General features: G+C 47.2%; 13 protein-coding genes and 3 pseudogenes. 2 read left to right on the top strand and 14 right to left on the bottom strand.

Going from position 1 to position 22,651, the window contains the following annotated elements; all coding sequences use genetic code 11:
* Positions 1-162: 162 nt before the first annotated feature.
* The gene (locus tag AC1DWN_RS09050; RefSeq protein ID WP_477558571.1) at positions 163-507 is read right to left on the bottom strand and encodes a DUF6262 family protein; all 345 of its coding nucleotides are present in this window, start codon (positions 505-507) and stop codon (positions 163-165) included.
* A 247-nt stretch (positions 508-754) separates the two neighbouring features.
* Positions 755-826, bottom strand: a pseudogene (locus AC1DWN_RS09045) (VOC family protein); the annotation flags it as partial.
* 217 nt (positions 827-1,043) lie between these two features.
* On the opposite strand from AC1DWN_RS09045, the gene AC1DWN_RS09040 reads away from it, so the two are divergent.
* A complete protein-coding gene (locus AC1DWN_RS09040; protein WP_477558570.1) occupies positions 1,044-1,439 on the top strand; it encodes a collagen-like protein in 396 nt (131 codons plus the stop codon).
* A 254-nt stretch (positions 1,440-1,693) separates the two neighbouring features.
* Here AC1DWN_RS09040 and AC1DWN_RS09035 read toward each other — a convergent pair whose 3' ends face one another.
* From AC1DWN_RS09035 to AC1DWN_RS08990, 10 genes and pseudogenes are all read right to left on the bottom strand, one after another.
* On the bottom strand, positions 1,694-4,999 hold the full coding sequence (locus AC1DWN_RS09035) for an SGNH/GDSL hydrolase family protein (protein ID WP_477558569.1): 3,306 nt from the start codon (positions 4,997-4,999) through the stop codon (positions 1,694-1,696).
* 124 nt (positions 5,000-5,123) lie between these two features.
* Entirely contained in the window at positions 5,124-6,530 is a 1,407-nt protein-coding gene (locus AC1DWN_RS09030; RefSeq protein WP_477558568.1) for an arylsulfatase, read from the bottom strand.
* A gap of 41 nt (positions 6,531-6,571) precedes the next feature.
* The gene (locus AC1DWN_RS09025) at positions 6,572-8,377 is read right to left on the bottom strand and encodes a hypothetical protein (protein WP_477558567.1); all 1,806 of its coding nucleotides are present in this window, start codon (positions 8,375-8,377) and stop codon (positions 6,572-6,574) included.
* A gap of 28 nt (positions 8,378-8,405) precedes the next feature.
* Entirely contained in the window at positions 8,406-11,474 is a 3,069-nt protein-coding gene (locus tag AC1DWN_RS09020; protein ID WP_477558566.1) for an immunoglobulin-like domain-containing protein, read from the bottom strand.
* 83 nt (positions 11,475-11,557) lie between these two features.
* Positions 11,558-12,814 (bottom strand): extracellular solute-binding protein, encoded by a 1,257-nt coding sequence (locus tag AC1DWN_RS09015; protein ID WP_477558576.1) that lies wholly within the window; start codon positions 12,812-12,814, stop codon positions 11,558-11,560.
* Positions 12,815-12,823: 9 nt separating this feature from the next.
* Complete coding sequence (locus AC1DWN_RS09010; protein WP_477558565.1) at positions 12,824-13,015, bottom strand: hypothetical protein; 192 nt, start codon at positions 13,013-13,015, stop codon at positions 12,824-12,826.
* Positions 13,016-13,032: 17 nt separating this feature from the next.
* Positions 13,033-13,143, bottom strand: a pseudogene (locus AC1DWN_RS09005) (ABC transporter permease); the annotation flags it as partial.
* Positions 13,144-13,689: 546 nt separating this feature from the next.
* On the bottom strand, positions 13,690-13,863 hold the full coding sequence (locus AC1DWN_RS09000; protein WP_477558564.1) for a hypothetical protein: 174 nt from the start codon (positions 13,861-13,863) through the stop codon (positions 13,690-13,692).
* 660 nt (positions 13,864-14,523) lie between these two features.
* Positions 14,524-16,575, bottom strand: a complete 2,052-nt coding sequence (locus AC1DWN_RS08995) for a hypothetical protein (RefSeq protein ID WP_477558563.1) — start codon at positions 16,573-16,575, stop codon at positions 14,524-14,526.
* 87 nt (positions 16,576-16,662) lie between these two features.
* Complete coding sequence (locus AC1DWN_RS08990; protein ID WP_477558562.1) at positions 16,663-19,764, bottom strand: glycosyl hydrolase; 3,102 nt, start codon at positions 19,762-19,764, stop codon at positions 16,663-16,665.
* A 318-nt stretch (positions 19,765-20,082) separates the two neighbouring features.
* On the opposite strand from AC1DWN_RS08990, the pseudogene AC1DWN_RS08985 reads away from it, so the two are divergent.
* Positions 20,083-20,247: pseudogene (locus tag AC1DWN_RS08985) on the top strand (IS110 family RNA-guided transposase); the annotation flags it as partial.
* 324 nt (positions 20,248-20,571) lie between these two features.
* On the opposite strand, the gene AC1DWN_RS08980 reads toward AC1DWN_RS08985, so the two are convergent.
* On the bottom strand, positions 20,572-21,042 hold the full coding sequence (locus AC1DWN_RS08980; protein WP_477558561.1) for an NUDIX domain-containing protein: 471 nt from the start codon (positions 21,040-21,042) through the stop codon (positions 20,572-20,574).
* 145 nt (positions 21,043-21,187) lie between these two features.
* Positions 21,188-22,651: methionine--tRNA ligase (metG, locus tag AC1DWN_RS08975; RefSeq protein WP_477558560.1), on the bottom strand; the 1,464-nt coding region annotated here is incomplete at its 5' end.

The following is a 22,651-nucleotide window of genomic DNA, read 5'->3' as shown; positions in this document are numbered from 1 at the left end:
ATATATTCGCTTTGTTTCCTAAATTATCCTTCCCGTTAGAGCAAAGAGCTGCAACGGGGAAGTCAATTTCGGTTTTGAACTATTGTTTTCTGTTAAGAATCAGTGCCCGTAAGCCGTTCCTAACGGCTCCATGTGCTCAAATGGAGAGGGAACGACGTTTCCTCATATCTTTTTATAGACCTCTGCATAAGAGAACTTAAGTTGTTCTCGCAACTTTTTATTTTCTTCCTCGAGCTTCTTCATCTTACGTTTTAGCGAAGCAATGATGGCGTCCTTATTGTTTTCATCCATCTCTTGCTTGAGTTGTTTTGGTGTCGGCACTTGAGCTTGCTGCTGACGAAGCGATTCAATGCGCACACGTATCTCGGGATTGTTATAGAGCGTTGCTTTGCTTACGCCAGAATCAGTTGCTACACTATTAAAGTTGATGTGAGCAGAAAATAAAGTATTAGACTGGATGTCTTTATTCCACGCGACTTTTCGAATTGTCGTACCGTCAGACTCCATAAAATAAGTTTTAGACTGAACCTAGAAATTGAAACAGCGACAGCCAAGGACGAGAAAATAAAGTCCTAGACTGTCGCTGTTTCATTGAACTAACGTTCCCCGATAGCGTAATAGAGTTCATGATTGTCTGTGAATTAATTGGATATTCTCACCTTTTTTCTTTACCACGGGACCTTCGAACATCCCTTTCGAAAGCTTACTACTTGGTAATCAGCCACGTGACACCGAATTTATCTACGACTTCTCCTTAATAAGCACCCCATGGCTGAAGAGCGAAAGGATACTTGCTTTCGCCCCCCTTGTTTAGCTTGGCGTATGCCGTTCATCGCATTTTTTTGAGCTAGAGTCCCGTTTGTTTAATTCGGAGTTTCAGACCGGCATAGACGAATCTTTATTTACATTTTTAATCGACTTCGCATTAGCGTAAAAATCACTCCGTAACGAGCATCCGCATACAATACACCAGCAGCGCCGATAGACGTTCGCCCTCATAATCATGAGTACATCGTTACAACCATTATAAGGAGTGAATCACTATGTCATTTTTGCCTCCGTTTGGACCGCCGGGTTCGCAGGGCGGCGGACTTCCGCCGTTCGGACCGCCAGGACCTCCTCCACCTCCATTCGGACCACAACCGGGACCGCCCGGCCCGTCTATGCCGCAAGGACCTTCCGGCTTTCAAGCGCCTACTGCGCCGCCACCGCAGTTCGTTCCGCCTCGGCCGCAGTTTACCGCGTTCGCCGTCGATCCGGGGGGCATCCGCAGATGCATGTTCCGCAATACGTACATTTGGCTTAGAAATGGCAATCAGTTCTGGTATTTCCCTATCTTCGTAGGCAGAACTTCCATCGCTGGCTTTCAATGGAACGGCTTTTTCTGGATGTATACGGGGTACGACCTGAATCTCATCGAATCATTTACTTGTTTCTAACGACTTTGCTTCATAACGCAAACAAACAAGGGCAGCGCATAATGGCATCGGCCGATATGTACTGCCCTTATTCGGTATCTGCTCCCCACGTCTTGTTTTGAATTTTATCTAGTTTTTCTTGAGTTATCCTTCTCGAAAGCTTAATTAAGAATGTGATCATCCGCCGTAGCTGAACTGTAACCCTATTTGTTCAACTAAGGCTTGAGTTATATTTGGATAAAATCATCTATCCTATATGGAAAATCTATATGAAATTACGGCACCAATAATGACGATAACGCTTGAGCATATGCACGAACCAGAAAATCGTTCGGGTGATTGATGTTGTTGCCGGTTAAATCATGAAACCGTTTCTTGTTCAGCAGCGTCTGATGAATGCTCGTCATGTCCATTAATACCGTTCCCGAGGCAGTGAGTTGCTGAAGAACAGCTTTGTAATCGGCTTGATTACCGGCATACACCGTTTCGGGATTGGCAAGCGTCGGCGCCACCAGGATGAATTCCGCATTCGGGTTCGATGCGCGCACGTCGTTAATGATGGCTTCGATATTATTTTTGAAGGTCGATGGCGCTACGTTCCCGCTCCCGTCATTCATGCCGAAGGCGATGATCACAAGGTCGGGTTGCTCTTGAGAAACGAGCGTATGCACATTCTGGGCCCCCCAGGCGGATGTTTGTCCGCCAACAGACGGATTGTGGAAAGTCAAGTTTGAGGCGAAATTACTTTGAAGCTTTACCATCGCGAGCGTTCCCCAGTTCGGTAAACCGGGTGAAGCGCCGACAATTCCGCTTGCATTGAGTCCGACAGAAATACTATCGCCATAGAGAGTGACTTTAATCGATTGCCCTCCCTTTAATTTGGCCGTCGTTTCGGGTAAATTCATTCCCTGATAAGCTGGAACGGGACCCAACCATTGACTTGGCTCATGATTATATGAGATGACGAGCTGACGGTCGTGAAAAAAATATCCTTCACAGCCCAGCACGCTTCCCCCGCCGGTCTTATTCACTGTAAAACAGCCTGTAGGTGCCGTCGAAGGATACAAATCAGCTCTGTTCATGTAAGGAGCTGTGGAACCGGCAGGCAGCCTGATTTTATTGGCGGCGCTGTCGTATAACCAATCAACACCTTGCGCATATGTCGTTGTGAGTTGGGCGTTTCGGACCGTGATTGAGTTGGCATTGGAAGGATGGAACAACAGCGGTGCTTCCGGCTGTTGGCTATCGGAAGAGAGCATCAATACCGATTCATTCGATATGGTTGTCCCCGTCCAAAACGGTGTCATCAGCTCGTCGAAGTTGAAGGATGGCGTGAGCTCGATCGTCGGGTTCCAAAACGTTTTGTCGAAGGAAGGCTCACCATTCGCATCCACTTTGAAGTAAATGGCGTCGCCAGCCATCACAATCGTCGTATTATCATGCGAAACGCCTGATAAGTTTGTTATTGCCTCATCTCCCCAAAGCTTCGTGCCATTCTTCCATATGCCGACGATCACTCCATTGCCTGCATCCGAATCGTATTTTTTGACAATTCCGGTTACGCGAATCGTGCCCGAAGTGGGCGCAATCCATTTCCGCTGCGATTGAACGCCTATTGCCGGATGCTGCCAATCTCCTCCGATCAGAAGGTTGTTCACGGAGCCGCTCCAAATGCCGGAACCGCCATTCCAGCTCATGTTCATCTCGCTGCTGCCGTCGTTCTGCACGTATCTCCAACTATACATCCCCTGCTGCTGGCTGAAATCAGTACTCGCCGTGTAAATGGTTTGTCTGATTTCTTCGATGACCGGATTCCAACGGGTTTTGTCGTAAGAGGAATCGACATTTGACTCCAAAACGAATGCAATGACATCTCCTGCATTAACGCTTACTTGAAAGTCGTGCTGCACGCCGGATAGCGTTGTAATCGTTTGGGACCATAGCTGTACCCCGTTCTTCCATATGCTGGCGACCACACCGTTTCCAAGCACTGAATCATACTTTTTCGGATTCCCCGTAACTCGGATGTTTCCGGAAGTGGCAGCCGTCCAATTACGCTCTGTTTTATACCCGATAGCCGGATGCATCCAGTCTTCGCCGACAAGAAGATTCACGGGGCTGCCTTCCCATAACTGGGTAGCATCATTCCAGGTTAGACTGTTGAAAGCAGACCCGTCATACTGCTGATAGAACCAGCCGTTCTTGCCCTGCGTGCCGCTGAAACCGGTAGATGCAGTATGAATGACATTGCCGTTAGGGAGCTTCACTGTATTATTTAAAATTGTATAACCTCCTGCGGGCCAGCTTTCATTGTATTGCGGCGATCGCTCGAAAACCATGTTTAGCGATTGGTTGCGATTTGTTTTGATAATCGTATTCCCTGAAATGGTGCCGCCGTTTGTCAAATTATATTGCTGCGTAATGAAGGCGGCATGAGGGTTGCCGTCATTGTTGATGCCGTTATTACGGAATATGTTATTGATCAGGCTTGTATTCGAATTTTCCACGCCGCCGCTCCATATCGGATTCCTGTAAATCATCACGGCCTCATCTGCATTATCGTGAATAAGGCTGTTTTTGACCATTACATTTTTGTTTAATCCCTCAAAGTCGATACCAACTCCGTCCACGCCATTAGGCGCCTGCGTAAAGCCTACTTCTACATTATCTACCGTGAAGTTGTGTACGGCGTTAAATTGAAGACCGGCCGTCCCCCAAGCCATTCCGTTCAACCCGGACCGAAGAATGGCGCTGTTGGTCATGCTGCCGACAGGGGTCCCCGGATAGTCGTAATTTATGCCGGTCAATTGGACGCCTTCGCGATAGGAATCGGTAGCGGTAAGTAAATCGATCAAAACGTTGTCCGCATGCCTGATTTCCAGCGGACCGTCCGTTCGTTCGATCGTCGTGTTTATCACAGTAACGTTCTGCAGACGTTCGCCTGCTTGACGGTATGTGTAAATCCCAACCGAGTAAGGCATTATCTGCAGTTCGGCAGCACGATTATCCACGGAAGGATAAGGAGTCATCGGCCACTTGGTTATGTCATGGATATAGCAATCCTCGATCCACAGTCCATCGCGGCTGCCGTTTGCCGTATTCAAGTAGACGATTCCGCTTTTGGCGAAACCGATTTCCAGACCCGTTATTTTCCAGCCTGCAGCATCTTGCAGCTTGATCGCATAAAGAATTCCATTCGCCGCCACATTCGCAGGGTCGGGAGCGGGAATTGCCGATTGCGATGTGTAAGGAGTAATCTTCGGTTTATCGCCTGCGCCGTATGCGGATAAATTAATCCAGTTTGTTTTGGAATCGTTTCCATTCAAGCTCAGGCTTTCACCGGTCCATGTATCGCCTCTTTTGAGCAAAATCATATCGCCTGCCATAAACGTCATCGATGAAAGCTTTCCTAAAGATTTCCATGCCGTTTCAGGACTTAAGCCGTCGTTTGCGTCATTGCCGAGACTGTTGCTGACATAGTACGTTTGTGGAGAAGCGTGAACAGAAGTCAGGCTGGCGAACAGAAACAAACAGGTCACAGTCAGACAAAAGACAATTGCAAACGGTAATTTTCGTAACATTTGACAACAATCCTTTCAAAGTGAAATGATGAAAAGTCATAATATTTGTTCAACCTGTGCCGACTAACCAATTCCCGCTATCGCCTTCTGTAGATATGTTGTTGTATCAGATCCTCTGGACAGGCTAATTGTGCCGCTCGATATAAGCAGGATAAGGCCGTCCGCTAATCAATCTCTCGCCATCCGTAAATCGTTCGGGGCGATCCCGCAGCTTTGCGATCAGTTTCCTTCTCCAGCCTTCTACAGCTTCCCTGTAATGCTCGGAATCGATTGCATTCCGGCACTCTTGCGGATCTTTTCGAAGATCGAAAAACTGCTCTTCTCCACTCCGTACAAACCAAATGTATTTTTCAATCCCGTCCGTCAACGTATGGTGAGGTTCAAAGCTTACGGTTCCCTCTCCATGCTCTATGTGGACGTAGGAACGCCAGGAAATCTCCTCTTCACGCATTAACGGAAGCAAGCTTGATCCTTCGACCGTATTCGGAATCTCTATTCCTGACAAGTCCAATATCGTGGGCATGATATCTTCGAGTGATACTGGTTTGCTAATGACCTGACCTTTCCTTATTCCGTAACGGGGCGGAGCAGAGATGAAAAATGGAACGCGGACCGACGGTTCGTAAGGAACGCTTTTGCGAAAGAGATAGTGATCCCCCAACATTTCGCCATGATCGCTTGTAAAAATGATGATAGTGTTATCCGCTCCATCCGCTTCGACGCTTTTAAGCAGACGCGAAAGTTGATCGTCGATATGATTAATCAAGCCGTAATACGCGGACCTGCATGAAAGCAACTCTTCACCTGACAGGCATACTTCGGCCGAATCGGCCGGACTTCCCTTTCCCCCGGTTACTGGAGCTTTAGCCCATTCGCCAATCACTGGTTCCGGAACGCCCGTTCTCATATAACGTTCCATATAAAATGCAGGCGGTATTAACGGCGGATGCGGTGCAAGAAAGGAGACCGTCAAGAAATACGGACATGAAGGATCACGATTTTGTAAAAATCGCTGCGCTTCATTTACGGTCCAGTTCGTATAGTGCAAAGATTCATCATGAGGCCATGGTCTGGCTGTCCTGTCGTTGTGCATGACGCCAGTTGCATAATAGTGTCCTGAAGGCTCATAGGTGATGTAAGATAACCTCTCGTTCAACCATTCGCAGTAATCCGGATAGCATACGGTATGATCGTAACCGTATCTTTTGTTCTGAGGAGATTGGTGCATATTTCTCCCGACCAAATATGTGTGATATCCAACATTTTTCAGCGTCGTCGGCAAGGAGATCGATGCATCCCACTCCGCTTTTTGATAATATCCGACTATGCCGTGCGTATCGGGGTATTGTCCCGACAATAACGACCGTCTGGCAGGGATGCAGACAGGACATGTCGAATAACACCTGTCAAAACGCACCCCTTGTGCGGCGATGCTGTCCATATTAGGTGTCAACAGCACGGGATGTCCTTCAATGCTCAAACAATCGCCGCGCTGCTGATCAGTCATGATTAGCAAAATATTCGGTCTCATTATCAAGATCTCTCTCCTTTCTTCCCGCCGTGAACCTCGAATCATATCTTTTCGCTCGCAGCCCCGGCGTTCGACTGCTGATCCAGCGTCAAGTTGACGACATCGGCCAGCCCTATGAAAATGTTCAGCGCAGTATCGGATGGAGCATATATCCAAGGTTGCAGCGATACGCCTTCGCGGTGCAAATTCAGTTCGTTCTGCACCATTTCGTATGCTGTGCGGAAATGTTCCATGCATTCAGCATTTTCACCTTCCCGATACAACCGGTCGATGCTTGCTTGGATCCGGCAGCGAGCATCCAACAGCTTCCAGCGCCAGCCTTTCCTTGCCCATTCTTCCATTTGTCCACTAATTTCATCGGCTTGCAGTACCAACCGTTCGGCGGTCTCTCCGGTTTCCCCTCCTAGGATGAGGTCCTCTAACCTATAAATAAATCGTTCAGCCTGCCGCTCCGTCCCGGCTCCAAAGTAGTATCTGCAGTACTCTTGCACGATCTGTTCGATTTCCTCATCGCCATACCACATTAATTGCGACCAAATCACTTTGTTCATATCTTCATAGATACCTTCCGAATAAGGAAATGCTCCAATGATACTATCGCTTAATTCCGCATATTCGGCGGCGAAACGACGCGGGGCCGGGTTGCCTCCTTTTCCTCCCCAAGGCACACAGTCGAACATGCTGATTTCCGGAAACAGCACAAGAGGATGACGCTTCGGTATGACTCTGCCTTTCTGTTTCCATCTTTTCGCTTCGACCGCCCCAGCCAAAATGTATTTGAACCACGACGTCTCTCGCTCGCTTTCTTCCTCCAAAAACTCGAAGAATGCATCATCCTCTCCGGTCTGATGCCCATCAAACCACCAAGCGCTTATGTTGACCGTCATGCCGGGTAAGTGCCGTGCCCCTATCGACGCGATTTCTCTGTTCAGTCCCATGAAAGTAGCAGGCCAAGGTGTACACTTCGAACAGTTGCAGCCTCCTTGATCGTAAGGCCATAACCATAATGAATCGATAGGCGGCATTTGGGAGAATAAAAGTTCCTTGTTGCTTAAAATCATCTCTCTGCCATCAGGCTGAGACGGACATATATCCGTGTCGAATCCTCCGAACTCGCGGTCTCTAGCGCGCAGTGGATGGTAATCCGTTTCGTCGAAACTGTTTTTGCTAAGCATCGAACGTCCGGCTCCTACCTGTCCTTTAAATCCTTCGTTAGCGATCGCGATTCGGCCTACCCTCATGCCAACGTCACGTGCGAACGCTTCGAAATGTGCAAGACGCGAAAGCATCGGCAGTCCTTCCTCCAGTGAGCGGTAATGGGAAATGTCGAACCATACGAGCAATTCGTTGACTCCCCACAAGGCCAACTCTCCCAAATATTCTCTAACGGCTTCCAGCTCCGCTTGACAATACCAGTTGCCGAAGTGTGTGGCAAAATAGATACCGCGTATGGATTTGTCCGGACGAGAAACAATATTCATTTGCGATATATGCATCGATCCGGCCGAAAACACGATTTGACGAAGCAGCTTGCCTATTCCGTACAGAACACCATGCGGCGTATGAGCGGCAACATAAACTGGCTTATTAGCGCCGCCCTGAATGATAAATCCTTCATCTCCCAAGTCAATGGGTAGGTGCATTTCCCCATTCGCGCAAAGCTTTCCGATATGAGCGCAGCTTTCCGGAGTTCCTGCGATGATGGTTCTGCCTTCCGTATATCGTTCACCTTCCTGAAGGACAGAAATGTCAATTCCGGCACGATGATGCGATCGCTCAGCGAACAACTGCGCCGCTTTACGCTCCAGTTTCGTAGCTTCCGAGCCTATTATGATGGAAAATGTCATGCTCCCCCTCCTTTACGTCTCGTCTCTTTCACAATATGTCTAGTAAAGATTGCGCATCACGCAGCAAGTAACCTGCTGCCTCAGCGTTAATGTGCTTGCCGTTCTGCGCCTTCACTTCATTTAGGAACGCTTGCAAATTACCGTGCTCCAGTTTCTTGGTCAAACTGTTGGCAATACCGTTATTGTCGATCCATCCATTAGCCCTAAATGCAGCCACCAACGCTTTAAGCGAGCTCAAACTTGCCGTCGTCTCGAAGTTTACGCTTGCGGTTCCCATATTTCCGGAAAAGTCTTGTGCAATTACCGTCAAAGAATGAGGACCGAGTGGCATGGCATAAAGCTTGATTATCGTTCCTTCTTGTACGGGGTTACCGTCAAGCATCACGGTTATTTTCGACGGGTCGACTCCGGATCCGGTATCGGAGATGCTGAACATCGGAAGCAAACTATCCGAATCATTGTAGTTTCCGTTAACAGGCGCATTTATCGTAATGGAAGGCGCCGTCGTATCGCGAACATAGACCGTACGGGTAACTGTTCGGGCAACCAAATGGTTGGAATCCGCCGCATTGTAAAATAGGTTATACGTCCCGATAGCATCAGTAAGGACGGTACCGGTAACTTTTACTTGAGCAGTCAAATCGGTTTCGAATTGGTCCTTCGCCTGAAAGCCCGGTTCGACAAAAGGAACGTTCATTTCAATATACATCGGATTATCGCCAGCCAATGTTATGATCGGACTCTTCGTCGTGCTGCCGGAATATGTTATCGACGGGTCCCAAAGGGTAAGATCATAAGAGGTTTCCTCATTGCAGTTTACAACGAAGCGGATCAAGTCCCCTTTATTCACAACCAAGTCCAAGTCATGCGCCGATCCGGTAAAATCGGTTACCAACCGCGACCATATCAACTCGTCGTTTTTCAAAATGCTAACGTTTACGCCATTGCCTAATTCAAAATCGCGTTTTTTCGCCGCTCCCTTGATGGCAATCGTACCGTTCTCGGGTGCTTCCCAAGTCCTCACGGAGTCCATGTTCTCGGAAGGATGCTGCCAATTGTCGCCGACGTACATGAGAGGAGCGCTTCCTTCCCAAAGTCCGAAATCCGTATTCCAGGCCAGAGCGGAATATACGGCGCCGTCATATTGCTCGTATCGCCATTGGTTGTTCCCTTGAACGCTCGAATAATCCGACGATGCCGCATAAACGGGCAAAGCCTCTTCCTCCCAGCTTCCTTCGGAAGGATGTACAACTTCTTCAATAAACGGACTCCAGCTTGTACGCGTATGGGATGGGCTGCCTTTGGCATGCACAACAAAGTAAAACCGATCTCCACTTTTAACATCAAGCTCAATATCATGGGAAAGTCCCATCACGCTTGTAATCGGATACGGTCCCCATAATGGAATGTCGTTTTTCATAATGCTTACTTCCACACCATCCTCGAAGGAAGAAGCCGCACTCTTAGCCGTACCGGTTATTCTAATACGTCCATCCGAAGGGGAAATCCATTTGCGTACGGAATCGAGACCGTTCGAAGCACTCTGCCAATCATCTGCAATCGATAGTGCATTCGTGCTTCCCTGCCATACCTCCTGGCCGGTGTCCCACTGCATATCCGTATACCCGCTGCCGTCAAATTGTTGATAATACCACCCGTTCTCGCCTTGAATGCCATGGAATTGCGTCGATGCGTTATGAATAACATTTCCGTTCGGGAGCTTCACCACATTTCCAAAAATATCGTAACTGCCTGACGGCCACGCCTCGGTTGCTTTCGGGTTACGGTCGAGTATCATGTTGAGCCTCTGATCCGGATACGCTTTAATAATGGTATTGCCGGATATCGTCCCCCCATTGTCCACATTGAATTGATGGACAAGGAACGCCGCATGCAATCCGTCATCTTTGATTCCGTTATTTTCGAACAGATTGTCGATTAAACTCGTATTCACGTTATCAATGCCGCCGGACCACTGCGGATTCCGATAGTACATGACGGCTTCGTCTTCGTTATCGTGGATATAACTGTTTTTGACGGTGACATTTTTGTTCAGCCCTTCAAAATCGATTCCAACGCCATCCGGAGAATTTGGTGAAACCGTATACCCGACCTCAACATCATCAGCAACAAAATGATGTACCGCGTTAAACTGCAGTCCGGCTGTTCCCCACGCCATACCATGCAAACCTGAACGCAAAATGCGGCTGTTAGTCAGCGAGCCTTCTGGCTGCCCTGGCCCGGGATAATTGTAGTTGATACCGGTCAGCTGGACCCCTTCCCTGTATGAATCCAAAGCTGTAATCGAATCGATCGTGAGGTTGTCGGCATGCCTGATTTCAAGTGGGCCGTCCGTACGTTCGATCAAGGTATTCTTCACGGTTACATTCTGCAGCCGCTCTCCCGATTGGAGGAACGTGTATATTCCGACCGAATACGGCATTATCTGCAGCTCGGCATCCCTGTTGTCCGCGGCGGGATACGGTGATATCGGCCATTTCGTAATGTCATGAATGTAGCAATCTTCGATCCAAAGACCGTCACGGGTTCCCGGCGCATCATTGACGTACACGATGCCGCTTCTGGAATTGGCAATTTCAACACCCAGAATTTTCCACCCTGCTGTATTGCTCAATTTAATGGCATAAAGTAAGCCATTGTTGGCGGCGTTTAATGGATCCGGTGCTGGAATTGCGTCGGGCGAAGTGTATGGCGAAATAATCGGTCGCTCTCCTGAACCATAGGCTGATAACTTGATCCAGTCCGAAGACGATCCGTTGCCATTAAGATAAAGGGTTTCTCCCGACCATGTATCGCCTCTCTTTAGCAGGATTGAATCTCCGGGATCGAACGAAGCGGAAGATATTTTGGACAATGATTTCCAAGGTGCGGTAGAACTTAGACCGCTGTTGGCGTCGTTTCCTTCCGAGCTGCTTACATAGTAGATTTGCGGGATGGACGGTATCGAGACCAGCTCTTCACCCGCACTTTTTGCTTCCGCATAAGCGGTCGATCCTAGCGGTAATACCAGGAGCAAGACAAATACTTGCAGGATTATCTTCCGCTTATAAATGTTCAAATTCATCCATTTTCCCATACGTTACACTTCCTTGGCATCAATTTGTTTTCACAAAAACGGGGAGAATTGAGCTTGCCGCCTACCCTCCCTTTCAAATAAAATCATTTCAGTTTGTCCATCGTTTCTTTCACATACTGCTGTGCTTTGGCGTACCCGACTGCGTTCAGCTCGCTGTTCATTTGGGTCCATCCGACATCGAGCACAATCTCGCCGCTGATGATCATAACCTTATACTTCTCCATAATATCGGTCATTTTCTTACTGGGTTCCCCAAACTCGACTGGGAAGTCCATTACATTGGAGACATCCGACATGATCAGATTTTTGTTGATAAAGACATCCTGTTTATCCGCAATTTCACGGTTTTTGTTAAACGTGTTGTTGCTTAACGCTTCCAGCTTGTTTCCGTTAAATTGGTACAAGCTGCCGAAATATTGACCGAACTTGTATAGCCCTGATAATTCTCCGCCGATCGAATCGAACGTATTTTGCGGCTCTTTTCCCCTGTTTTCCAGATTTGCCACGATGTTGTCTCCGTCTTTTTTATAATGGACGCCTTCAATGCCAAAATAGGTCAAGTTTCTTCCTTCCGGACTGTAGAGGTAATCCAGCATTTGAACAGCCTTTTCTTTGTCTTTCGTCTGCGATGAAATGCTCCAGCCACCCCAGTATCCGCCGAAGGAAAATACGCCGCCTTTTCCGCCCAGTCCGTCTGGAGGCGTTAACGAGTCCACTACCGCGCTGCTGTTCACCGCACCAATTTGCTTAATGACACCGTCCGCTTTCGCACCGCTATGCTTGTAGGCTTCAGTCGCATACCCTGCCTCAAAGACGCCATTCGCATTTTTGTTCCATTCCGGTTTCACACCAAAGCCGGCAAAGATGATGTTAAACCAATCCCTGATTTTGGAGCCAGTCAATCCCACGGTATCCTTTTTATTATTGCCGTCAGGATCGCCTTCCGTAAACGCTTTCAACATTGCCGTAAATTCCTCGATATTGGTAGGCTCTTTCAGGTTCAACTTGTCCAGCCAATCCTTGCGGTAATAAATTGATTGATTGTTTGCTTGAGTAACGACAGGAACAAAGTAATAATGGCCATTGACTTTTAAATTTTCGTACAGCTCGTTGCCCAGCAGTTTTTTCATATTTGGAGCCTTATCCAAGTACTGATCCAGATCCAGTACGATACCGTTTTCCCCCCAGTTTATATATTCGGGCTGACCAGTGAGGTAGAAGAACAAGTCCGGCGTATCGCCCGTATTGATTTTAAGCGCCAGCTTCTCCATCCAGCCTTCCCAAGGAGATCCTAGCCTGCTTATCGAAACATTGAATTTCTTTTCTACCTCTTTTAGAATGCTGTCATTCTACAGCCCATCCCATATTTGAAATTCATGGGCGAACATGGTCAGCTTTTGTGCTGCCATTGCGGATTCGCTTGGTTCCTTCACCGCCCCGCCCGGATCCGTCACGGAGCCATTCTCTTCCTTCGAACAGCCGAGCATCAAGCTCGTCATCATGGTAACGCTGATAACGGAAATCAACATCTTTTTCTTCACTCGTATTCCCCATTTTGTTATTGTTTGATCGAACCGAGCAGTACGCCCTTCACAATATGTTTCTGCAGGAAGGGATATACGATGACAATCGGCAGAGTCGCTACTACAATGATGGACATTTTGATGCTGTCTATGAGCTTGTTCGCATCCTTTTAAATATCTCAGCTGCAGATCGTGTCCCTGTTGTCCAAAATGAGTAACTCGTATAAAATGTTTTGAATTAACAAGAGTCTGAGCAGACTGATTTTCAACGTATTTCAAGTTACCTTTCGGAAATACGGATCTATAAACAGTTTGTCAAAATGCTTGGTTACAACCCACGCCCCCCTTTTCTTTTTTTAGACCATTGTCTATAGAAAGAGTATAAGGAATGCTTGCTCAGGGAAATATGCAGCAGTTTTTATATTATGTGTCTTTTTTTTGGTTATTGCGATAAAGGGATAAATAGGAGCGCCGCCCTTAACCTTCATCATTGCTTGAATAAGCGCGTAAATCGGGCGTACAAACAGTACTGACGACGGATGCAGATAATGACGGTTACAAGCAGCATAATCAGCAAAACGAACAGATTATAGGTGATGAGGTCTTTCTTCGAACTCATCAGCATGTCGGCTGGAATGATCGCTTGCACGCCCCAGTCGTCGTAGCTGAGTTCCTTGACGGCCGTAAGCATATTATCCGAAATCGATACCGCGGTATTTCGTTACGTGCTGTGCCGAAATGTTGCTTATCGTTAGACGAAACGATTTTCCAATATGACGATTCATTAGCATTTCGATGCGGGATGCAGCCAGCGCAAGCGGCTGACGAAACAACTTCTCCAGCTTATTCTCCTTGATGACCACCATTTTATGATACAAGAGTACGTTGAGAACAAGCATGGGTACGATGACAATACATGTATAATAAAGGAATAGCTTATAGCCGAGTTTTAACGAATAGATAAATTGAGACGGTAATTCGACTCTTTGTTTGTAAGGGATTGTTCGGAGGGCTGGTTCGTCCGTTGCTTTCAGGCGAACTGTATTTTTTAAAACATGATCGAAGAGGTCGACAAGAAGCTTATTACGATCACTTCATTCCCGGGATAGGAAGATATTTTTTTGATAAGAAAAATGACGTTCGCTTTTGCGAGCCGATTGTATTTCAAATTATTGGAAGAATCGGGTAGCAGCAATTCGTCTGCTCTGACCAATGCGTATTGGTCGTCCTTCAAGTAGCGAATTTTCTATTGATACACGGGCAGTTCGATGGATTTCTCGTGTGTATAGTTGTTCTTGAGTCACCGATCAGTACCGAAATGCTCACTACCATCAGCAGCTAGGAAAACAACAGCTCTTAAATATCGAATTCCCCACCTTATCTTCACCGGCCGTCTCTCAAGAAATCGTTTACAAAAAAAAGTATAACACCAGTTCCGGTGTGCAGAAAGCGAATGATAAAACCCACGCGTCAGGTTAAGATCGTCTGAGGGTGGGTTCAACAAATTATGAAATTATTATCGTTCGTTACCACCGAATGCGGAACGTTTCATACGATAGAGGTTCAGGTACGCTTGCTTCGGTCAATGTAATGCGCTGCCCGCCGCCTGCGTGTGCGGATATCGTACAGGATGCAGCCGTCCACTCCCCGTTTCGTTCCAGCCTTTCCAATACCCGCATGCTCCGCTCGCCGGGCAGCCATATATCAACCGTGGAATATCGCTCCATGGCAAAGTGACATAAGCCCATCATTGCTTCATCCCCCGCATCGCCGCATCCTTCCCACCAAATCGGGTACATCTCGAGCACGTTTTCGATCATCGCAGGACAATCTCCCTGAGAGAGAAATGCGATTACCTGCTGCATAAGCCATTGCCTGCCCCTTTCTTTCATCGGCAGTCCCATATGCGTCATAACCGCCACGCGGTATGGAAATTCCGCCACCGCTACGCCGCTCGAAAGCGCCACGCCTTCAGTATCGTATAGACAGGACCACATTTCCGCTCCTTCCATAGCTTGAACGGTATAACCGGTTTGGTAGCTGACATGCCAACGAACGGCCAGATTTTTCCCACGCAACCATTCGGGAGCCCTATCGGTCAAAATACGCTCCGTCTGAACCTTTGACTTGAACGGTTCCTTTGTGACACGAATCGGACAATCGCGAAGTAGCCCCAGCTCTTGCAACCGAATGTATGCTTCAGGGGCAAGTATGGCTCCTCGCTCAAGCATTTCTCGAAGATCTCCTTTGCTATACAGTTCAGGAACACTTCCGGTCAGAATAACGGGAGATGCGTCAGTTGGAGCCTGAGGGATGCCGAGTCTCGCCAGATTATGATTCCACTGCGGGATGAGCAACTCGGATCCGAGTTCCCCGAACTCCGCCAAGTTAGGTGGAAACGGCATAGAGGCGCCGCGTCGCCGTTTGCCGGAAGCGGTTCGCGCTACTTGACGCAAGTAGGGCTTGACCGACGGCACCGTCATGGCGACATTGCCGGATATGTCATGCAAACCAAGAAAGCTGTCATGGATACTAAGCGTCAGCAGCCCATTAGTAGAAATTGTGTTCAAATACATTTCGAGGGCAAGCACTTGCGCCGATTTCAATCCGGGCACGAATGGATAGTTTTCGATTTCACTGCAAAGACGTACAGGTACCGTCAACATGGCGGGTAGTGGATCAGCAACCTGAATCACCTTATCAAGCAGGTCAAGCGGCCGCTCGTCGCGATAAAATCCGCCTCCTGTGCGCAGCCACGGAACTCGACCGTCGCCTTGTAGTGCTTGAAGCTCCTCATTCAGTTTCCTGCCACTGAAATAGTTATAGAATACTGGGGGTATCATGATCCCCAGTGCAATATCCGGATTTGCGTCCTTAACGGCTCCTTGCAGTAGCTTTGCCAAACCGACGAGGGACTCGCCTTGGACTTCGAACCATTGGCGTCGGATATCACGTTGAGGGTCTCGATGGTTTAGCAGCAGACCGATCAGTTCTTCGCGTCCATAGCTTTGGCCGGCTTGGCGCGCAAACTGTTCAAGATGAAGGGGGCAGAAGCATTGCAGAGTTTCCGCACCTTCTCGTCCATATAGCCGAAAATCATCATCTATCCATATCGACTCGACGTCCAATCCCTCGGCGTATAGACTGAACGACTGGACTATATATTGTTGGAATAATGGATCAAGTGGACAGGCACAGCCCTGCACAGCTTTGCCGAACCCGTCTACTATTGGTTGAAAATGTCCCATTCCGGCGGCAGGCTTCGCTTCACCGTGGCCTAGCGTTACAAAAAAATTAAGCATCGGTATCATACCGCGTCTGCGAACTTCGGCAAAGCGTTCCCCAAGCAGTGCCACTCTCTGCGGCAGTTCTTCAAGCGGCGGGTGCGGCGGCATTTCACCGTGCGCGTTGAAAGCCATAATAGCGTCGGCACCTGTCTTTTCGGCGAAATCGAGAGCTTCGTTCCAAAGCGATTCATTTTCCAGCAGCGTCCAGCCGGGACGATAAATATATTGCACACAATCTTCTTGATGCCGGTTGTTATTTTCTTTAACCCGCCTGTCATTCCTTCCAGTCATGTTAATCCGCCTTCCTTTGTGCCTGATACAGGCGTATTCGAATGCTTCGTAATCAATCCACTTCCTGCTATAGGAATATATTGATGCTTAACCGTTTCTAACAAACAAATTGACAGGAAGCATCAGACCATAGGGCTTTACAAAATAGCCTGGATCGTCACGGCTCCCTTCGCGCTGAAAGAACGTCCAGTCCACCCATGGATTGTGCGTGCCGATCTGATGGAAGGGGCCAAGTAAATTTCGGAGACTGCCAGCCAACTCGATTTCGATCTCGTTCATTCCAGGTAGCAGATATTCGGTTATGTCGATGCCGTCCGCTGAACGCCATGGAATATGTCCTGCGCATCGGCCATTGATTCTTACTTCTACTGTAACAGCCTCCCAATTCCCGAGCTCTAGTATGACCCGGCAACCTTTTGCTTGCTCAATCAATTCAACGCTGTTTACAAAGTCGTACCGATACATCATATTTCCGGGATAATGCAAATACCCTTGCAGCGTCCAATCACCGACCGACAATTGTTCCGGTTCATGGAGAATTCGCCTATACCGGTTGACCGCAAAATCGCCGATTACAAATACGTTTTCCATCTCGTCCCGATTCCGGTATGGTCCAAGCAGCGACAATTCGTTTCTCCCCTTCTTCAGCCGCGGAAGAAGGATTCGAGGCCATTTCCGGTCAATGAACCAACCGTCCTGACGATATTCTACAAGGTCGCCGTTCAAGTGGATATGTAAGGGTTGGTAGCCGTCAAGCGCTAGCCATACGTCCCCATTCGGTATTTCATCGACCTCAAATGAGAATACCCATTCGACGGGTATTCCATCATGCGGATGTGCAACGTCGGCCCAGCGGTACCTTTGGGACTGGCCGTTATAATGGTTCTCCCGCATCCCGAAACGTTCGCGTATCTTCTTCTGTGCTTGCCATACTTGTAACTCCCCGCTCGGTTCTTCCTCTCCGACCCGATAGGTGCAGAAATCCAAAAGCAGCGCATTAGGCATCGTCCGGTCAAACGCACATAAATTGGGCAGCGTAAAGAGTGCCATTTGCTGCTCATATGGCAGCCGATGGGAAAATCTCGCCTCAGCCAGCATCGGTGCAGTTTCCCGACGGACTATATAAAGACGCGAAGCGGCAGGTCCAAACGTGGCCAAGAAACGGATATTGCCGTCCGTTCGATTCACCCCGACCCTCGCATGGTTGCCGGTTAACGGATCCCATTCCTCCACGTCGCCGTCCATCTGTAGGATGATTTCAGCTTCGTATCCACGAGTACGGTCATGATTGACGATGAACAAGGCATGGCAATTGTCATGCTCCTTGAGCAGATACAGTAACTCCGGTATTTCGAAGCCATGCGGACCGCGTAGCGATACGCTGCGTTCCTGGATCGTTTCAAGTGCCAATACACATTCGCGTATCGTACCGACAGAACGAAAATTCGCATGCTCCGATAAAATGCCCAGCCTTTCCGATCGCTCTCCATTTATACGAAACGGGAGGGGCTCTACCGCAATCACCGTCCCTCCAGCATCCAGAAAACTAATCAACAAAGACAGCGTAGAATCGACCAGATTGGAAAGCATGGGAAGCACAACTATCTGGTAGCCGGCGTGCTTGACGAACAGCTGACTTTCGAGAATGAAAGCATCATCCGCCATAATGAGCTCGTCACCGAAGTCAAAATCAAAATGCTGGTTTAATAACTCTTTTATGAAGGTGACGAAGTTAACCTCATATTCGTTGGCTTTCTGCAGACTCGGATCCATCCATTCCAAATAGCGGTATGGATCCGAACCAACCGACGTCCATAAGCTCGATGCCGGGTGAACGACCAAAATGTCGCGTACGGCAGCCCCTCCGCTTAATACGGACGAAAGGCGCGAAAAATAATCCTCTGTCACCTGATTGTATTTCCACCATGGCGATGAGTCGTTGAAGTTTGGCGGGAAATCACGTTTTCTACAGCCTGTAAGGCTATAGAGAGACAAGTGCTGACAACGGAGYGAGACGCCCAAAACAAACTGCCAGTCACCCACCCATTTCTGCCCTTCGAACGTAAAATCCCAGCCGCTGCAGCCGTACATTTCTGACAGAACATGCTCCCTGCGGTACTGATTGGCCACGCTAGTACACTGCTTGACCGTTAGCCATTCCTCAGTCTTTTCCTCAAGCAGATCGATACCAGGAATCTGCTGATATCGATAGTGCGGCATAACTGCACCATTCATACGAATCGAAATGCCTAAATTATGCTCTGCCAAGTAATGGCCAGTGAAAGCAAGCCCGTTGTTCCCGCACCACTCCCCGATCTGGCGTGAGTAAGCTTCACTGAACCTTTCGGCGATCGTTCGCCAATAATCGTGCCTGATCTTTGCTGCAGGTTCGTCGTAAAAAAACAAATACGGCAGCGCGTCCAAGATATCGTAGCCCCTCCTCTCCAGGAACAGCTCGGGGAACCCGTCCGTCCATGGCAGCCATGTCCTGCCTTCTGGGTATACCGAGTGGAAGTCCGCAATGCTTGGCTCATCGGTAAATATACCTGGAATAACGCGACCGAATTCTTCCCCAAAACGCTTCCTATACGGTTCATAGGTCGATTCGATAAAAGCGGTCACAGCAGCCGGATTCAAATTGTCGACGGGCGCTTCTCCGTTAAACCATTCGCATCCGCCTGACACCAAGCACCTGAAAACGAGGAATGTCCCCTCCGTTTCCAAAGGCAACTCGTTGATCCGGCACACCTGTCTTAGCACGCTTCCTTCGATACTGGCAGAGAAGATCGCCAGTACATCGTCTTCCTGAGGTATAGCATCCTGATATACTTCGAGCGTGATAGCCTTCGCGCGAAAAGGATCGCCACCTTGCCGACACACCAGGCCTCCAGCCCCACCTGATGGAAAACGGTCTTCATCGTATAACCAGGCATGCATACCCATTCTCTTCGCCGCTTCAACCACAACCGCTACGCAGGATATCCAATCCTCGCCCATATACTCGGTTTCAAGTCCTTCCCGGGAATGCATGAAAAACCCGCCCATACCATGGCTTTTCATTTCTTCCGCCTGTCTGACCAGTTCGCCGACTTCAAGCTTATCGTTCCATGCCCAGAATGGGATCGACCGGAATTCTGTCGATGGATTCTGAAACCCAGTACGCAGGCTATCCCATTTATTGTAAGTCACTTTCTTTGCTCCCCCCATCTTTGGTTTATATGTCAAGTATAAGGAAAGCTCTTACCAAGAAATATGCTGCCGTTTTTTTATTTTGTGTCGTTATTTTAGGAAGTTGAGTACGATTTCTAATTTGTGGTTCAAAAAGCTAGGTTCGCACCTTGACATTCCTCATGGCAACCGGATATGAACAAGTACGGAGTGTTGATGCGGCTTTAGCTAGCGACTGAGCAGCAAAAAAGATGGAGTTAAGAAATAAGGCCGCCGATCCGAGTCGGCAGCCTAATAATGAAAAAAAGTTTCCGTTAGAATTCCTGTGAAACGACTAATTTGGTCTTTGCAAAAAAACGAGGGCCTCGGTACGATGGGGTTGCTGCTCAGCATTTAGTTGTCGGGATAGACATTGACCAGCAGATGTATGTTGCACGCGCTGTAAACTTTCGTGGCATCATTATCGGAGACTGTTTATCTTTTTCTAATGACGAGGAGGGGTTTGATTATAAAGATGAATTGAAAAAAAGTTCTCAGTTATCTTCCTACAATTTTTGATTTGTAAGAGGTTAAGACCAAGGATGTTGAAGAATTCATACCTTTTGTATTAGACGATATGGAGTACGAAAAGGAAGCAATCAATGAAAAACTTAATGTATTTACGTTTGAACAGATAGTGGGTTATATAGAGACATCAGTTGAACTGGGAATATTGGAAATAAAACCTATACTTACTTAACGCATTTTTCTGCTATTAGTTGTATGGGGAACCATGTACCTATGGTTCCTCATTAAATGAATTTCCAAATTAAATTTAATACTAACGTTTTAAACAAACTCGATTAATTTTTTATCGATCTCTGCTATTAGCCCTATATCCGAAATACCATCCCATAAAATCATCATTTCCGCCTCATCATTTTCTAAAAAATCTACGATATCATCCAATTGACCAGAAAATAGAGCGCCATACTCCATTCTTTTTGGTCCATGAAAACCTGGCTGTAGATCAAATTTCATTAATCCCTTGAACACAACATGATGAGCAGTTTGGTTGGTTTCTTCTAAAAGCTCTCTAATCACGCACTCCCTAGTAGATTCCCCCTCCTCAATTACTCCACCAGGCAATTCCCAACTTTTTCTCCATTTGTTTAGCATGAATAGATACTTGTCTTGACAAGTGACAACAATTAAAGAATGCGTTAAAGGCGCATCCAGTGAGAAATTTTCAATTTCATCCTCTTCAATCGGAAAGAACTCTAGAAAAATGTTACCTTTGGCATCCGTGACTATAGGCATATTTTGTCCCTCCTTCTTTTGTAATTAATTAGTAATTCGATAATAATCAAATACTTCCTTTTTCAATTATGAAATCACTTTATAACTATTAAGAGAAGTTTTCACATAGCAAACTCCTCCGTATAACCCTTCATGTTCGGACCGACTACAATTTCCGTTGCTCTAACAAACTTGTTTCTTCTTCAATTCGACTACTATCAATACGCTGGAACAACAGCTCTAGGTCTCGGATTTGTAGGTTAGCTGGAACAAGAGTCAACTTCCAAATTGGTTTTTCAAGTGTTAGGAATTTTCTAATTTTTTCACAGGAGAAGGGAATAAACGGGTCCAATAAATTTGAAAAATTCACTATTATTTGCACACATGTATGAAGAGTGTATCCACACTCATCGCGATTTTCTTTAATCTGTACCCACGGCTTTTGTTCATCAAAGAATTTGTTTGCTCGGCGAACGTTAGTAAAAATCAGTTCAATGGCTTCCTTTAGATGTCCTTCTTCTATTAATGTACCAGACTCTAAATACAAATCCCCTATTGTTCTGTTCCATTCATCACTAAGATTACCTTCAGGAACGCGTCCTCCAAAAGATTTGTCGATAAACGCCAACGTACGATTAACAAAATTACCAAACGCGCCAAGCAATTCCCCATTGTGGCTATGGATGAACTCTCTCCATGAAAAGTCGGTATCCCGTTTCTCAGGACCGTTTGCAATTAGAAAATAACGAATAGAATCAGGCTGATAACGACTCATAATGTCCGGTACCCAAACAGCCCAATTATTACTAGTCGAGAACTTTTTCCCTTCTAAGGTCATATATTCACATGAAATAATTCGATCTGGCAAATGGAGGTCACCTACACCCATGAGCAATGCTGGCCAAACGACTGTATGGAAAGGTATATTATCTTTGCCATGTACATAATAAGCGATTATTTCTTCCTTTTCCTTTAGCCAAAAAGATTCCCAACTGCCACCTTTCTCAGCAGCCCACTGCTTGCTAGCTGATAAATAACCGCTTACCGCTTCGATCCAAACATATATTTTTTTATCTTCGAATCCTTTAACCGGAACATCGACACCCCAAGATAAATCCCTAGTTACCGCACGATCTTGAAGTCCCTCTTTGAGATATCGTCCCGTCAACTGGACAGCATTTTCTTTCCATCCTCGAGATTGATTTGAATATTCGGTTAATTCATCTTGGAATCTAGAGAGTTCTAGGTAATAATGCTCAGTCGGACGCTCGATTGGAGGATTCCCACAAATCTTGCAAGTTTTGTCCGTTAAATCTGCTGGATCTAATAATGTCGAGCAATAATCACATTGATCACCCCGTGCACGTTTGCCACAAACAGGGCAAATCCCCTCTACATATCGATCAGGTAAAAATTGATGATCTGTTTCACAATAGGTCTGCTGCATTGTTTTTTTGTATAAATAACCTTGTTCCATTAGAATCAAAAACAATTCTTGAACAACCTGATGATGGAAAACTTGGTCCGTACGTGTGTACAAATCATAAGTAAAACCTAATTGCTTAAAGCATTCAGCAAATTCCTCATGAAAGCGATCTGCAATGTCTCCCGGCGAGACTCGGCGAGACTC

Source organism: Paenibacillus sp. P4_A7, from assembly GCF_056402455.1.
This window is presented reverse-complemented; position numbering and strand designations above follow the sequence as displayed.

Excerpts from the sequence above, each read along its gene's own strand:
- AC1DWN_RS08995 (WP_477558563.1), bottom strand. The coding sequence starts at position 16,575 with ATGACTGGAAGGAATGACAGGCGGGTTAAAGAAAATAACAACCGGCAT.
- AC1DWN_RS09040 (WP_477558570.1), top strand. The coding sequence starts at position 1,044 with ATGTCATTTTTGCCTCCGTTTGGACCGCCGGGTTCGCAGGGCGGCGGA.
- AC1DWN_RS09020 (WP_477558566.1), bottom strand. The coding sequence starts at position 11,474 with ATGGGAAAATGGATGAATTTGAACATTTATAAGCGGAAGATAATCCTG.
- AC1DWN_RS09035 (WP_477558569.1), bottom strand. The coding sequence starts at position 4,999 with ATGTTACGAAAATTACCGTTTGCAATTGTCTTTTGTCTGACTGTGACC.
- AC1DWN_RS08980 (WP_477558561.1), bottom strand. The coding sequence starts at position 21,042 with ATGCCTATAGTCACGGATGCCAAAGGTAACATTTTTCTAGAGTTCTTT.
- AC1DWN_RS09050 (WP_477558571.1), bottom strand. The coding sequence starts at position 507 with ATGGAGTCTGACGGTACGACAATTCGAAAAGTCGCGTGGAATAAAGAC.
- AC1DWN_RS09000 (WP_477558564.1), bottom strand. The coding sequence starts at position 13,863 with ATGGTGGTCATCAAGGAGAATAAGCTGGAGAAGTTGTTTCGTCAGCCG.
- AC1DWN_RS09030 (WP_477558568.1), bottom strand. The coding sequence starts at position 6,530 with ATGAGACCGAATATTTTGCTAATCATGACTGATCAGCAGCGCGGCGAT.
- AC1DWN_RS09025 (WP_477558567.1), bottom strand. The coding sequence starts at position 8,377 with ATGACATTTTCCATCATAATAGGCTCGGAAGCTACGAAACTGGAGCGT.